Raw genomic sequence first — 16,104 nt, forward strand, 5'->3', positions numbered from 1 at the left:
TTAATTGGTTTCAGAATTTAAACCATTAACTTCTCGACATTTAGCTTCTGCTGCTTGATAAGCTGTTAAATATTCTTCACCTCCCAACATTACATCACCATAATATTCATAAGGTGCTGATCCATAAATCGGTAAGGGATCATCTTCAGGATAATCTTCTTTTGCTTCTTCAATCAACGCTTTTAATTTCTTAACTGTCAAAATTTGCGCTGGAAAATACCAAAGATTTTGCGGATTTTTATGTAAATGTGGTATCGTGGGATCAATAATCACATCATCAACTTCTATCCAACTATGTTCCATCGGTTTATATGGCCTACCCACAAATACTAAAAACCCTTGCACATACTTGGCATTTTCCGTAATTAAAACAGCTTTATAAGCATTATCAAAAGGTTTTTTGGCTTTACTTTTAATAGTTTTGGCAATTTCTTGAGATAGATTTTCATCTAATGTTTTATTCATATTCTTTCATTTTAACTCATTGTGATTAATTTATAAATAACAACAATTGACAAGTTTTACTTATACTTGTTCCTGCACAGTACAACATACTTATATTTTTTACTGCTTCAACAAGTCAGGTATGTGTTTGTTTAATATATCACCAGTCGCCAAACTGTCATATAAATCAATATCCTGAATAACTCCTTACAATAAACTGTAATTTATTTACTAAATCTTTGCATTCAATCGCACTAATGTCAAGGAAAATAGTAAATGATAACAGAATATATGAATAATCTTAGCCAGATTCTACATTTTATAAATCATGCAGATGCAACTTATAAATTATGATCTGCTGTTTAAATCCTGACTGCAAAAAACCAGAAAATCCCAATCATAACCAGATTTGTCAAAGTTGCCATACCCCTTTAGTGCAATTATTGAGAAATCGCTTTCGCGTGATCCATTTACTTTCTGACGAAGGAGGTTTTGGTAGAACTTATCTATCTGAAGATACTGATAAATTAAATGAGTTATGCGTTATTAAACAATTAGCCCCAAAATTTAATGGTACTTGGTCACATCGGAAAGCAATTCAGTTATTTTCTGAAGAAGCTAAACGATTGCAAGAATTAGGAGAACATCCACAAATTCCCACTTTATTAGCTTATTTTGAACAAGATAATTGTTTATATTTAGTTCAACAATTTATTGATGGATATAATTTGTTGACTGAGTTAAATTCTCGGAAAATTTATCGAGATTGGGATATTCAATCTATCTTAATAGATTTATTACCAGTCATTAAATTTATTCATCAACGTGGAGTAATTCACAGAGACATTAAACCAGAAAATATTATTAGAAGAAAAGCTGATGGTAGACTAACTTTAATTGATTTTGGTTCAGCTAAACAATTTAGTGCTAAAGTGCAGCGAAAACATGGTACTTCTATTGGTTCTCATGGTTATTCCCCTATTGAACAAATTAGAGATGGCAAGGCTTATCCAGCTAGTGATCTATTCAGTTTAGGTGCAACTTGTTTTCATTTATTAACAGGAGTTTCTCCGTTTCAATTATGGTTAGAATATGGTTATAGTTGGGTGAATAACTGGCAAGATTATTTACCATTTATTTTGAGTCCAGAATTAACAGAAGTCATGGATAAGTTGTTACAAAAAGAGATCCAGCACCGTTATCAAGCTGCGGATGAAGTTCTCAAGGTTTTTATGAAAAAACATACTCATCTTCTTCCCAGTTCCACTAATGAAATTATCCCTATACCTGCAAAAATTCCCCAAAAATCACCACATCAATATTTGTGGTTACTCAATTTATTTATTATGTTTGGTGTGATTACATTTTTTGCTGTGGGAGAATTTAGTTATCGAGAATTTCGCAAATTACCAATAGATGTTATTTCTTTATTAAAAAAGTCTAATAATCAAAAAGTTGCTGCTAATCAATCTGCTCAAATTTTAGATAAAAACCTATTTTTATTAAACACTATTTCTAGTGATCAAAACAAAGTTTTATCTTTAGCTATTAGTCCAGATAATAAAATGATTGTTAGTGGTGAAGATGTCAATGGTAATATCAATAATATCAAATTATGGGATGTGATGACAGGTAGAAAAATTACTAGTTTATCAGGACATTTGCAAAATGTAAATAAGGTAGTAATTTCTGATGATGGGGAAACTTTAGTTAGTGCTAGTGATGATCAAACTATTAAAGTTTGGAATTTAACTAATAATAAATTAGTTTATACTTTAAATGGTCATACTGATGCTGTACATGGTTTAGCTATTAGTGCTGATGGAAAAACTTTAGTTAGTGCTAGTGATGATCAAACTATTAAAGTTTGGAATTTAATTACAGGTAAATTAATCAGCACTTTATCAGGTCATAATGATTGGATACGTTCGGTAGATATTCATGGTACAATTTTAGCTAGTGCTAGTTTTGATAAAACTCTGAAATTATGGCATATTGATCAACAAAATACCACTCAAGAGATCAAGCAAGATATTAGCCAAACTTTAGCTACTAGTACCCAAACATTTATAAATGTGGCTTTTAGTCCTGATGGTAAAATATTAGCTGGTGTTAGCCGCGATCGCACAATTAAATTATGGGAAGTTACCACTAGAAAACAAATTTTAACAATTAAAGCAGAAAATAATATTAATACCATCGCTTTTAGTCCTGACGGTAAAATATTAGCCAGTGGTGGACGGGAACGCACAATTAAACTATGGGAAGTTACCACTGGTAAACAAATTCTCAGTTTTCCCGCACATAATCATACTATTACTTCTCTAGTATTTACCAGCGATGGTAAGTTATTAATTAGTGGTAGTGAAGATCACTTAATTAAAATTTGGCAAATTTCTCAATATTCACAAGTTAATAACTGATACAGCAGTTTCCGTTATGATGAGGTACAGATGTTAATGATAAAACCCTTGTAACACAGGTATCTTGCTATGTTCATAGTGTACCTCATGTAGATGGAATGTGCTGTAATTGACAATTGATCATTGAAAATTATCAATTACCCACCCTACCAATTAAAACTGTCACCTATCACCTGTTACACTTGGTTTCTCATCATCTGTTCCTAGTTTATGATCAGAATTATTTAACAAACGATGTGGAATCAAATAATACTGATATCCTATATTTTCTCTGCAGAAAACTTCTAAAACCCTTTCTGCTGCTTTTTTACCAGCTATTTTTGGTGATTGATCAATAATTGATTGTAAAGGATTGTTAGGATCTGCCAACATTTTAGCCTTTTGTGCAGTTAAATCCATAATTCCAAACACTTTAACTTTACGGCCTAATCCTAATTCTTGAACGGCTGTTACTGCTGCGCTTGTGGTACTATCAGAACCAGACCAAATTACATTAATTTGTGGGTAATTAGTCAGCATTTCCTTAATCTTACTAATATCTATTTGATCAATAGCATCTGTAGAGGCTATTTCATGCCATTCTACTCCAGAATTTTCCATAGTCTCCTTGAATCCTCGATAATAAGGATAGACTCTACCTATTCTTGTACCATCCACCATACCAATATTGATAGGCTTATTAGGATAGTTATGTTTCATATAATCAAGCATTACTAGAGTTGCATCACTTCCCATCTTGATAGAATCACCTTCATAGCAACCAAAAACACCAGTATTGCTAACTAATTCATCAATGCAATCACCAATATTAATAATAATAATACCCTGATCAAAAGCCTTTTTAATTGCTGCTACTGAATCATCTGGATCTTCAGGTCTAAAAATAATAGCATCTACTCCTGCATTGATAAACTTATCAACAGTTTGCGCTTCTTCTGCTACAGTTGGACCAGAGGATATAGTAATTACTTCCACTCCTTTTACAGATTTGATCCCTTCTAAATAAGATTGAAAAATAGTATCTGATGGCGATAAAATAACACCAATTTTAGGTACTTTCTGCTGTTGAGTAATTTTTTGTTGCCAGTTTTTATCTATTAATGCTTGTTGCCAATTCAAACCTCTTTGTAGTTGCGATATGGAGGAAAAGTAAGCATTATACAGATTTGTTCCTTTAAGTTTTGCTTGACGTAAATTTGTTTCTCTTCTTAAATCTGCATAGGTTAAAGAACTATATTCTAAATTTGCACCATATAAATCAGCCCCTTGTAAATTAACCCGACTCATTAAAGTACGGGAAAGATTGACTTTATATAATTGACTCTTGCTAAGATCAGCCCAGGTTAAATTACTACCAAATAAATTAGCTTCTGAGAAATCAGTATTTTTAAAATTAGCCCGATTCATGAGTGCATATTGCAGATTAGCAATTTTGAGGTTAGCACCTTGTAAATTTGCACCTGATAAATTGGCGTTTTTGAGGTTAGCGCCTTGTAAATTTGCACCTGCTAAATTGGCATTTTTGAGGTTAGCACCTTGTAAATTTGCACCTGCTAAATTGGCATTTTTGAGGTTAGCACCTTGTAAATTTGCACCTGCTAAATTAGCATACCTGATTTCTGCACCTTGGTAATGAAATAATCTTGGTTTCTGGAAAAATGTTTGCCAATCTATTTTCAATTCATAACATTTATTTAACTGTAAATTTGGCATATAGGCTTTTGGTGCTTCAATACCAACTAAGGTTGTACAATTTTTGTTTAAAAATTCAAAAGCATCAATTCTTTGACTATTAAATTCGAGTGAACTACTATCTAAAATTAGTTTTTTGGCATCGTTTAATGCTTGTTCTTTTCTCTGTGGTCCGTCTATAAAATAAGAACCCATTGCTAATAACAATGTGCCTTGACCTAAAACTACTGTTAATTTATATAGAGAAATATTTTCACACCATTGGACAAAATCTCCTAAACAGCGATCCATGAATTTTACTGGCTTGAGCAGTGTAGAATTAAATAATGAGGTTTCATTAGATGCAATATAGGCTTCTAACAATCTCCGATAACTGTCTGGAGGAATATCTAAACGTTTTGCTTCTTTTATTATTTCATATTCTCGTTTTATATGGTTATGAATGGATTTAATATAATTAAAACTTTCATTAACCTCTGTAAGGGTAAGTTCCACTGGAGAATTAGAAGCTGATGTTTGGTTTTCGTTATTACTATCAGTAGAAATATTATTTTGTGGTGATTGGGATGTCATAGCTTGTATGGTGTATAATATCATTCATGAAATTGTAACCAGTCGCGCAAAATAAAACAAAATAAATTTTATATTTGGGATATAAAACAGGGAACAGATAGGGAATACAGAGATTTCTCTTGGTAATAAAAATGTTAAGTTAATTTTGCTCAGGTACTTACAGCACTTCCCGATATAATGCCCACATTCCGCACCCTGGGGTGTCACATGGTATTATCACTTAATTTTCTCTTAATTTTTGGATATAAATTATGCCTTTCTGGCATCCTACCTCCGTTAACTTTCTGAGAATTAGTATACAATACAACCTCAGTTTCCATTATTATGAGGTACAGATATTAATGATAAAACCCTTGTAACACAGGCATCTTGCCTGTTCCTAGTGTACCTCATGTAGATGGAATGTGCTGTAACAAAAAACCCTTGTAACACAGGCATCTTGCCTGTTCCTAGTGTACCTCATGTAGATGGAATGTGCTGTAACAAAAAAACCCTTGTAACACAGGCATCTTGCCTGTTCCTAGTGTACCTCATGTAGATGGAATGTGCTGTAACAAAAAACCCTTGTAACACAGGCATCTTGCTGTGTTACAAGTGTACCTCATGTAGATGGAATGTGCTGTAACAAAAAACCCTTAAATATTACAACTTAATTCTCCTGCTTTTTGACTAAATCTCCTATTTTCTCGATAATCTACCCGACAATCTATAATAGCAGGAACATTTTGATTTAACGCATCTTTTAACATAGGAATCAAATCACTTGTAGCTTCCACACGATAACCTTTTAATCCCATACTTTCCGCTAATTTGACGAAATCAGGATTACCAAAATGCACAAAAGATGAATTTCCTACTCCAAACTGATTTTCCTGTTTCCACTCAATTAAACCATAACCACCATCATTAAAAATTAATGTTACATAAGGTGTTCCCACACGCAAAGCTGTTTCTAATTCTTGACAATTCATCATAAAACCTCCATCTCCTGTAACAGCCACAACTTTACGATCTGGATATACTAATTTAGCAGCTAAAGCACCAGGAATAGCTATTCCCATAGCCGCAAAACCATTAGAAATTAAGCAGGTATTCGGACTATAACAATGATAATGTCTAGCCATCCACATTTTATGTGCGCCAACATCAGAAATTACTATATCATCTGGTCGCATCACTTGTCGCAAATCATAAATTAGTTTTTGTGGTTTAATGGGAAAACCATCATCATGGGCGTAATCTTCATAATCTGCGCGAATATTTGCCCTTAAACTAATAGCATAGGGGTTAGCTTTTCCCTGTCTATCTGCCACTTTTAAAATCTCATTCACAGAATCAGAAATATCACCAATGACTTCTACTTTGGCAATATAACTACTATCTATTTCGGCTGGGTTTGCTGCTATGTGAACAATGGGAATATTGCCTTCAGGATTCCATTTTTTCGGGGAAAATTCAATTAAATCATATCCAATGGCAATAACTAAATCCGTGTTATCAAAACCACAAGTGATAAAATCTCTTTGTTGTAAACCTACAGACCATAATGCTAAAGGATGAGTGTAGGGAATGACTCCTTTACCCATGAAAGTGTTCACAACGGGAATATTTAATTGCGTAGCAAATTGAGTTACTGCATCACTAGCATGGGCGCGAATTGCCCCATTTCCTACTAATATTATCGGATTTATTGCTTGGGAAATTAGGGCAGCAGCAGCGCGAATACTAGCAAAAGAAGCATAGGTTTTTTGAATGTTATCTTTTTGTAATGGTCTACCTTCTACAGCCATGGCCGCAATATTTTCTGGTAAGTCTATGTGAACCGCACCGGGTTTTTCCGCTTGCGATCGCTTAAAGGCTTTTCTCACTAATTCTGGTGTAATACTAGGTCTAACTATTTGTTTATTCCACTTAGTAACTGGGGCAAACATAGCCACTAAATCTAAATATTGATGGGATTCAATGTGCATTCTATCTGTTCCTACTTGTCCGGTAATAGCTACCAATGGCGCACCATCTAAGTTAGCATCTGCTACTCCCGTCATTAAATTTGTTGCCCCAGGTCCTAAGGTAGAAAGACAAACTCCGGCTTTTCCTGTGAGTCTTCCATAGACATCAGCCATGAATGCTGCACCTTGTTCATGGCGAGTGGTAATAAATTTAATTGATGATTTCTTTAAGGCTTCTAAAACGTGCAAGTTTTCTTCTCCAGGAAGTCCAAATACATATTCCACTCCCTCGTTTTCTAAACATTTTACTAATAATTCGGCAGTGTTCATAATTTTGGTGATTGATAATTGGCAATTGGTGATTAATTTACAGATAGCTTATTTGTTGGCTTTTACACCCGCCTAGAACTGAAGTTCCTAGCTAATAGCTCAAGTCCACTAAAGTTTACTAAGTAATTCAAAAAGTTTTTCCGGTTATTTTCAGTCATCTAAAGATGACTTTTGCTATGACACAGGGAATTCATTCCCTGGTGGGATATGATTTTTACCTCATCCAAACTGTTTTAATGTTCACAAATTCATGTATTCCTTGAATGCTTAATTCTCTACCGTAACCCGAACGTTTAATACCTCCAAATGGTAAACGGGGATCTGATTTTACCATGCCATTAATAAATACTGCACCAGCTTCTATTTCATTAATTAATCGTTGTTTTTCTTGTTCGTTATTTGTCCAACCACTGGCACCTAGTCCAAAGGGTGTATCATTAGCTAGTTTAATAGCTTGATCCACATTTTTTACTCTAAATAATAAGGCCACTGGTCCAAAAAATTCTTCTTTGGCTATGGGTTGATCCGTCGGAATATCTTTGATAATTGTTGGTTGATAAAAGTTCCCTGGTATTTCTAATGGTTTTCCTCCCGTGATTATTTTACCTCCACTATTAGCGGCTGTTTTTACTTGTTGATCTAATTCTTGTAATATATCTACTGTAGCTAGTGGTCCTAGTTCTGTGTCTAATTCTAAAGGATCTCCTATTTTTATTTTCTGGAATTTTTCTAACAGCATTTTTTCAAATTCATCTGCTATTTGCTCCTGAATAATAAACCTTTTGGCCGCTATACAAGACTGTCCATTATTTAACATTCTCGCGGTAACAGCAGTGTTTACTGCTAATTCTAAATCAGCACTTGCTAATACTATAAATGGATCACTTCCTCCTAATTCTAAAACGGTTTTTTTGATGTTTTTACTAGCTGCAATGGCTAATGATATTCCCGCATTTTCACTTCCTGTTAATGTAGCAGCTTTTACTCGATCATCATTAATTACATTAGCTACTTGACTAGCACTTATTAATAAGGTTTGAAAAACACCATCAGGAAAACCAGCTTTTTGCATGATATTTTCTATGGCTAAGGCACATTGTGGAACATTAGAAGCGTGTTTTAATAATCCCACGTTTCCGGCCATTAATGCTGGTGCTGCAAAGCGAAATACTTGCCAAAAGGGAAAATTCCAAGGCATTACCGCCAGAATTATTCCTAATGGTTGATATTTGATAAAACTAGAATTAGCATCAGTAGGAATGTGAACATCTGCCAGGAAATTGGCGGAATTTTCACTATAATAACGACAAACTACAGCACATTTTTCGATTTCAGCGATCGCTGATTTTAATGGTTTACCCATTTCTAGTGTCATTAATTTTGCTAATTCTATTTTTTCGGTTTCTAGAATCTTAGCAGTATTTTCTAACAATTGCGATCGCTTTACAAAACTAGTCTGACTATAATCTAAAAAGGCCCTTTCTCCTAGATTTAACTTATCCTTAATTTCCGTATCATTTAAAGGCGTAAAAGTTTTAATTGTTATTCCCGTACTAGGATTAATACTAGCAATAGCCATTATTTTAACTCCTGTGATAATTTAGAGTGGTTGGTTTATTTACGCCGTTTTCTACTAGTAATTGTGCTTTACCACCTTATGGGCTAAAGTGCAACTACTAAATTAAATAATATCTCCATCAATATCTAATTCTGGGATCTACATAAGCATTAAGAATATCAATTAAAATACTAGCAGTAACTACAATTGCACCAAAAAATACTAAAATACCTTGTACTGTAGGATAATCTCGATCAGCGATCGCTTGATATAACCTATTTGCTAAACCTGGCCACGAAAAAGTCACTTCGGTTAAAATAGCCCCTCCTAATAACGATGCAAATGTTAATCCTAACACCGTAATTACAGGTATTAAGGCATTCTTTAAAGCATGAGATACTAAAATCTTATTTTCAGAAATACCACGCGCCCTAGCGGCTTCTACATAGTCAGCCTTTAATGTTTGTTTTAAATTCACTCTGACGATCCTTTCAAAAATACCACTTAACAAAATCCCTAAAGTTAAACTCGGTAAAGCTAAATGATGTAAAGCTGTCAAAAATTGCTGTAAATTACCATTTAATAAACTATCAATGGTATATAAACCAGTGATATTTTTAGGAATAGGTAAATTAGGAGGAAAACGATTAGAATTAGGAAACCAACGTAATTGTACAGAGAAGACTAATTGTAATAACATACCAGCCCAAAACATGGGTAAAGCATAAGTAATAATTCCAAATAAACGCCCACCTAAATCTAAAGGTGTACCTGGACGAGAAGCGGAAATTGTACCTACTAAAATTCCCACAACTAAAGATACTAACATACTACCCATAGCTAATTCTACTGTAGCAGGAAAATATTGGCCAATAATTTCCCCAACTTTTTGGCCGCGACTAGTTAAAGAAGTTCCTAAATCTAAACTTAATAATCGTCCTAAATACAGAAAATATTGTAACCAAATAGGTAAATTTAAACCTAGTTGTTTACGTAATTCTTCCTTAGCACTTTCCGGCGCACGTCCTCCTAAAATTGCATCAGCAGGATCTCCAGGTGTCGCCCTTAATAATAGAAAAACGATGGTAATAATGGTTAATAATTGCAAAGGTGCAAGTAATAAACGAGAAACAATGTAATATTGTAAGGCTTTAGATCGGGACATATTTATTAGTAATCAGTAATTAGTAATCAGTCATTAGCTATCAGTCATTAGCTGATAGCTGACGGCTAAAACCTACTTTTTAATCGTTTTATAAATCAGATTTTGAGTAGGATCAATATTAACATTAGTCAAACTTTTTTGGGCAAATATAAAATCTTTATTTTGCCACAAAGGTATATAAGGAACTTCATTGACTATTTGAGTTTGAATCTCAGCAAATATTTTTTTCCTAGCTTCAGGATTGACTTCTTTCCGTTGCTGATCTATGAGTTTATTCATAGCTGTACTATAGTAAAAAGATCCTTGACTTTGACTACCACCAACTTCACAACCTTTAGCTTCTGAACCTTTTTCACATCCTAAAAATGGCTGAATGTAATTATCAGGATCTAAAAAGTCAGGATACCAGTCTACTAAAGCTATAGAATATAAACCTTTGGAAATTTCTTTAAAGAATGTTGCACTTTCTACGGTTTTCACTTCTAATTGTAGAACACCATCCATTTTTGTATCCGCCAAAGATTTTAAAGTTTGAGCGGCTAAACTACGAGTAGGAGAACTTGCCGGATACCAAACTTCAATTTTCGCAGGTTTTTCTTTACTAAAACCAGCACTAGTTAGTAATTTTTTCGCTTCTTCAAATTTACCATCACCATATTTTTCTTTAAATAATGGTTGAGATACATTGAAAGTAGCAGGAATCATGCTATATAAAGGATCAGCTTGACCATATAACACCCTTTCATTTAATAATGGTCTGTCTATTAATAAAGCGATCGCCTTTCTCACTTCTACATTATCTAAAGGTTTTTGATTGCGATTTAAGACTATATTAGTAATTACGCTACCTTGAGCCGAAATAACTTGCCACTCTCCCTTTTTACCACCTTCTTCTAAACTGCGAATTTGCTCAGGTTGAAAAGATAAATAAGCCACATCTAACGCACCAGTTTTAAAAGCATTAAATAAATTTACTGGACTACTTTGAATTTGTAAATTCACCCCTTTATTAACAGGTTTTTCTCCCCAATATTTATCAAATACATCAAATTTGATTGTATCTGTACCATATTCTGCTAATTTGTACGGACCAGTTCCCACAAAAATATTCGGTTTAAATTTTCCCGCACCTATTTCATAAGCCTGGGGAGAAACAGCACATACTCCCGAAAATGCTAACAATGAAGGAAAAGCCGCAAAAGGTTTTTTCAGTTTAATTGTTAACTCATAATCTCCCGTTGCTTTCACAGAAGCGATAGTATCAGAAAGTAAAAAAGATGGTTTTCCCTTATTTTCAATAAAGCGTTTTAAACTAAATTCCATTGCTTGAGCATTAAAAGCCGTACCATCATGAAATACTACTTCTTTACGCACAGGAATGGTATAAGTTAAACCATCTGCACTAACTTTAGGTAATGCAGTGGCTAATTGTGGTTTAATTTCTGTACTTCCTGGTTCGTAAGTATACAAGCGATCGCTCATATTAAATACTAAACCCAAAGACGATAACTCATAAGCATCCGCAGGATCAAGAGTTCTGGGTTTTCCCGTCGTGCCAATTGTAATCCTACCATCTCCAGATGTATTAGCCACTGGTGCACCAGAAGTATTAGGAGTAGTATTAGTTTCTGATCTCGGACCACAACTCACAGCCAATAATAAACATAGAGAAAACAAAGATAGGAATTTTGTCATCCTACCAAACCGTCTCATTAACAAAGAAAACTTACTCATCACTATGACACAGACATATTTTCAATCATTGGACAAACATTATACTATATATTGGATCAACAAGATCGACCATATCCCCAACATTTAGACCACACCCTAAATTAATTTTAGTCTTCCTTTGCCGTTTTGCGTCTTTGCGCGAAACCAGAATCAAAATGTGGTTCATTTACCTGAAAATCGCTGTAATCAAATTAAAGGAGAAAATCATGGTTTTAACCGCATCTACAATGTTACCATTAGGAACTCAAGCACCAAATTTTCATCTACCAGAAGTAGTAAATCAACAAATAATTTCCTTAGAAACAATGACAGATAAAAAAGCATTATTGATCATGTTTATTTGTCGTCATTGTCCATTTGTCAAACACATTCAAATGGAATTAGCACAACTAGGGAAAGACTATGAAAATAGCAACTTAGGAATTATTGCTATTAGTGCTAATGATGCTGAAAAATATCCAGCAGATAGTCCAGCATCATTAAAAGAAATGTCCTTAGAATTAGACTTTAAATTTCCCCTTTGTTATGATGAAAGTCAAGCCATAGCAAAAGCATATACCGCTGCTTGCACCCCAGACTTTTTCTTATTTGATCATCAAAGAAAACTAGTTTATCGTGGACAGTTAGATGATAGTCGTCCCAGTAATAATTTACCTGTAAATGGTGCAGATTTAAGAACAGCAATTGAATCTGTATTAAATGATCAAACTATAACCAATGACCAAAAACCCAGCATAGGTTGTAATATTAAATGGAAACCAGGAAAAGTAACCTAAACAACTCAACAACATCTTTTAGTTATTCAGTCATATTGTTTATGACATTTGCTAAACTGATGTGCAGCTAAACTGTATCAGGACTTACGCAACTGGCACATTGGTAGGGTGTGGTTCCACAAGCTCACCAACCACGTCAGACAGTATAAATCATGTAAATAACCAAATTGTTCATATCTGACGCACCCACTCAACAGATTTTTTTAGTGTGACACCTGCGTAAGTCCTATGTATAACTAAAAGACCTAAAATTACTGTAGTGCAAGCATCTTGCTTGCATCTATGATCCAAATTAAAAGCACAACAGCTTATTACACAAAGTCATAAACAAGATGACTAAAAATAACCCGAAAATTTTTAAACTTGTTTAGTGTACTTTAGAGGTTGTTTGAGACTTTGAAACCCTCTTAGTGGAAACTAAACAAATAAGCAACTTTTACTCAGCCTGCCAAAATATCTGTAGCTTAAATTCAAACCAATGAGCCTGTGCTACACCCCTACTGATATCTGAAGGCTGACGGCTGACCATCAACTATCAAAGAACCACACACTTCGGACTCTTGCCACAGTTTATATAGAAAAAACTCTGTTCCGTAGTTCATAGTAGTAACAAATACTCCCACATCTTTACTACTGCCATCAGATACCCAAGAACCTTGTAAACTCACTTCCAAATATTCAGCGTCACAATTGCATAAACTAATAATATCCATATTACGCTTTACCTCTTGCTTCAATCTAGCCACTCCTGGTAAGTCAACAGGTAGCAAAAAGGATGCTGTAGTGGGTTCAAGATGTAGAGACTGAGCAATTCTTAAACAAAAAATCGCCCTTTGTGCTACCCATTCCTCCAAAGTTTGAGCGTCTAATGCTTTTATCTATTAAAACAAAACTCAAGTGTAAGTCTACTGAGGGATAACCGCTCCCATGCTCCCATTGAAGTAGAAAGTAAAGTCTAGTTTTGTCTAGGTTTTATATAGCAGTTAAACACTCCAAATAAAAATTGTTTTCCGTGTAAGTTAATTTCAGCATTTCTTATGCTCTCCTGTTATTCCAGGTTTGCTTGCATATCAGTCCAAAATTTTTCCGCAAAGGCTACAGTAGGATGAATCGGAGGTTTAGGGATTTTGCGTAACTGCATTCCTGCTTCTGCTAGGCTTTTATCACCTTTACGAGAGTTACATCTTTCGCAAGCTATGACTACGTTATCCCAAGTATGTTGTCCGCCCTGAGAACGCGGTATAACGTGATCTAAGGTGAGATGTTTGTTACTTCCACAATATTGACAACTGTTGTGATCACGTCGCAAAACTTCCCTCCTGTTCACTGGTGGTACTTTCCACATCCTTTCTTTACCAGTAAATTTCAAGCGGATGTGTTTAGGTACAGTCAACACTAATTTAGCTGAATGCACTAACCAACCATCATCTATCGTAAATTCTAAGGGTTCAGCCCTATCACTAATTAGTAATACTATTGCTCGCTTGATATTTACTCGACACAGTGGCAAATAATTTTGGGAAAATACCACTACGGACTTTTCTAATACTTGGATCGTGCTTGTCACAGCCTAACTCCTTATGAAAAAATCCCCGTTTCTGATTTAATAAAGCGCAGGCAAGAACAACCAATTTTCTGGTTTTATTTTGGTATAGCATTTTTCGCCTATACCTCCCGCTTTAAATCTCTATTTCTGATTTGTTTTTGCTTTCATATCTACCAAAATAATACTAAAATGCTGAAAATTTACATGATCCTTTGTGTTGATTTCTTGATATTTTCTGTAAATGCCCACAAATAAATACTCCAATACCAACATAGCTAATTCCCAATTGCCTGAATAATTACTGGCCAGGATAGAACTAGAAATGCAATAAATGGGATCAACAGTGTTCACAAAAAGTTTTCACAAAAAATTTTTACTTAATATGATAAAACATTGCTATAAACATACTACACTTGTATTACTATCTTATCTATAGCTTTAAGGAGAAAATTCGATGACTACTATGACACGCACATCAACCACTGATATGGAAGTTACCAGTATTCGCCTAGAACGGGAACTTAAGGAAAAACTCAAAGATATCGCAGGAACTCAAGGATATCAATCTCTGATCCGAGATATACTATGGAATTTTGTCCAGCAAAGATCAGGTGAATGGAAACCTAGATTTTCTAAAGAAGATATTCGGGCTAGTATTCCAGCTACATCCCAGAAGGATGAACGTTGTGTATTGACGGGTCAATTAATTTTAGCGCAACAACCAATGTTATTAGGATTTACCAAACATGGTGACTTTGTACCTTTATCTCTTGAGAGTTTAGACTGTTAGTGAAGCTCTCAGCCGTCAGTCTTCAGCCGTCAGTTAAATGATAGCTGATAGCTGATAGCTTTTTCCAGTATAATTCCCAATTCAGCGAAATTTCTTTTTTTATCCTGACTTTGTCATTATATTACTAATCAGTATTAATCTTTTACTAATTAGCTTAGATCCGTAAAATTATGTCCCTGGATACTTTTTGTCTTAAATTTGCATTAAATTTGTCTTATCAAGGATACATACTGTTATATCATTAGGTTTAGAGTCACAAACAATCAAAAGATTTATGCAACTCGCGCATTGGTAGGGTGTGGTTCGACGATCTCACCAACCAAGTCAGACAATATAAATCATGTAAATAACCAAATTGTTAATATCTGACGCACCCACTCAACAGATTTTTTAGTGTGACACTTGCGTAAGTCCTAAATCACTACAATATAGAATAACAATAGAAAAACATGAACACTGACTTATCTATCTCTAATGACAATTTTCCAGCAGACAATTTACAAAATTGGGAAAATTTCGATGATACTAATCTAGTAGATCATACTGATGAAGCAAATGATGTAGAAATTATAGTGAAAAAATTATCTCATCGAGAGCGACAAATTATTGCCAAAATCAAAATTCCCCATCCTATGGAGAAAGTTTGGCAAATACTCACAGATTATGAATCTTTACCCGATTTTATCCCTAATTTGGCTCAAAGTCGTCTCCTAGATCATCCAGATGGAGGTATTCGTTTAGAACAAGTTGGTTCTGAAAAGTTGTTAAATTTTAAATTTTGTGCGCGTGTAGTGTTGGACTTGCAGGAATTATTTCCTCAGTTAATTAAGTTTAATATGGTTGAAGGAGACTTCAAAAGTTTTACTGGTAATTGGTGTTTAGAACCATATTGTACGAATGATGAACAGGGTACTACTCTCTGTTATACAATTCAATTACTACCAAAATTGTCTATGCCTATCTCTATTATTGAACGTCGTCTTAAAAAAGATTTACAAACTAACCTCTTGGCTATTCGTCAAAGAGCTTTTCAAAGTAAATCTTACCCCTAATAAATATAATTTAAAATTATAGTTTAACATATAATTGATAAGATTTTTTGCAAAAAATTTTTTATTTTTGGT

13 protein-coding genes are annotated in these 16,104 nt (G+C 34.2%); 4 read left to right on the plus strand and 9 right to left on the minus strand.

The genetic code is table 11. The features are described 5' to 3' along the window. Positions 1–465, minus strand: a complete 465-nt coding sequence (locus H6F32_RS02960) for a hypothetical protein (RefSeq protein ID WP_190367852.1) — start codon at positions 463–465, stop codon at positions 1–3. Positions 466–794: 329 nt separating this feature from the next. Between H6F32_RS02960 and H6F32_RS02965 the strand changes: the two genes are divergently transcribed. Continuing rightward, positions 795–2,867 (plus strand): serine/threonine-protein kinase, encoded by a 2,073-nt coding sequence (locus tag H6F32_RS02965; protein ID WP_190367853.1) that lies wholly within the window; start codon positions 795–797, stop codon positions 2,865–2,867. A gap of 162 nt (positions 2,868–3,029) precedes the next feature. Here the strand turns inward: H6F32_RS02965 and H6F32_RS02970 are convergent, their stop codons facing one another. The 5 genes from H6F32_RS02970 to H6F32_RS02990 all read right to left on the minus strand — a co-directional run bounded on the left by H6F32_RS02970 (position 3,030) and on the right by H6F32_RS02990 (position 11,868). After that, complete coding sequence (locus H6F32_RS02970) at positions 3,030–5,132, minus strand: pentapeptide repeat-containing protein (RefSeq protein WP_190367854.1); 2,103 nt, start codon at positions 5,130–5,132, stop codon at positions 3,030–3,032. Between the two features lie 635 nt (positions 5,133–5,767). Beyond that, a complete protein-coding gene (locus H6F32_RS02975) occupies positions 5,768–7,411 on the minus strand; it encodes an acetolactate synthase large subunit (RefSeq protein ID WP_190367855.1) in 1,644 nt (547 codons plus the stop codon). Positions 7,412–7,625: 214 nt separating this feature from the next. Beyond that, entirely contained in the window at positions 7,626–8,990 is a 1,365-nt protein-coding gene (locus tag H6F32_RS02980) for an NAD-dependent succinate-semialdehyde dehydrogenase (RefSeq protein WP_190367856.1), read from the minus strand. A 118-nt stretch (positions 8,991–9,108) separates the two neighbouring features. Continuing rightward, the gene (locus tag H6F32_RS02985) at positions 9,109–10,134 is read right to left on the minus strand and encodes an ABC transporter permease (RefSeq protein ID WP_190367857.1); all 1,026 of its coding nucleotides are present in this window, start codon (positions 10,132–10,134) and stop codon (positions 9,109–9,111) included. 72 nt (positions 10,135–10,206) lie between these two features. Further along, positions 10,207–11,868: an ABC transporter substrate-binding protein gene (locus H6F32_RS02990; protein ID WP_190367858.1), complete on the minus strand. Its 1,662-nt coding sequence runs from the start codon at positions 11,866–11,868 to the stop codon at positions 10,207–10,209. Between the two features lie 206 nt (positions 11,869–12,074). On the opposite strand from H6F32_RS02990, the gene H6F32_RS02995 reads away from it, so the two are divergent. Continuing rightward, entirely contained in the window at positions 12,075–12,644 is a 570-nt protein-coding gene (locus H6F32_RS02995; RefSeq protein ID WP_190367859.1) for a thioredoxin family protein, read from the plus strand. 497 nt (positions 12,645–13,141) lie between these two features. On the opposite strand, the gene H6F32_RS03000 is transcribed toward H6F32_RS02995, so the two are convergent. The 3 genes from H6F32_RS03000 to H6F32_RS03010 all read right to left on the minus strand — a co-directional run bounded on the left by H6F32_RS03000 (position 13,142) and on the right by H6F32_RS03010 (position 14,541). After that, a complete protein-coding gene (locus tag H6F32_RS03000) occupies positions 13,142–13,498 on the minus strand; it encodes an alr0857 family protein (protein WP_199294454.1) in 357 nt (118 codons plus the stop codon). A 194-nt stretch (positions 13,499–13,692) separates the two neighbouring features. Continuing rightward, a complete protein-coding gene (locus H6F32_RS03005) occupies positions 13,693–14,211 on the minus strand; it encodes an HNH endonuclease (protein WP_190367860.1) in 519 nt (172 codons plus the stop codon). A 120-nt stretch (positions 14,212–14,331) separates the two neighbouring features. After that, on the minus strand, positions 14,332–14,541 hold the full coding sequence (locus H6F32_RS03010; RefSeq protein ID WP_190367861.1) for a hypothetical protein: 210 nt from the start codon (positions 14,539–14,541) through the stop codon (positions 14,332–14,334). Positions 14,542–14,644: 103 nt separating this feature from the next. Here H6F32_RS03010 and H6F32_RS03015 point away from each other — a divergent pair, with 103 nt between their 5' ends. Together H6F32_RS03015 and H6F32_RS03020 are read left to right on the plus strand one after the other, a co-directional pair. Continuing rightward, positions 14,645–14,980, plus strand: coding sequence for a hypothetical protein (locus H6F32_RS03015; protein ID WP_190367862.1), 336 nt, complete (start codon positions 14,645–14,647; stop codon positions 14,978–14,980). Between the two features lie 449 nt (positions 14,981–15,429). Beyond that, positions 15,430–16,032: an SRPBCC family protein gene (locus H6F32_RS03020; protein ID WP_190367863.1), complete on the plus strand. Its 603-nt coding sequence runs from the start codon at positions 15,430–15,432 to the stop codon at positions 16,030–16,032. The last annotated feature ends 72 nt before the right edge of the window (positions 16,033–16,104 follow it).

Origin of the sequence: Anabaena sp. FACHB-1237 (assembly GCF_014696225.1) — a bacterium.
In the GTDB taxonomy this organism is placed as follows: domain Bacteria; phylum Cyanobacteriota; class Cyanobacteriia; order Cyanobacteriales; family Nostocaceae; genus FACHB-1237.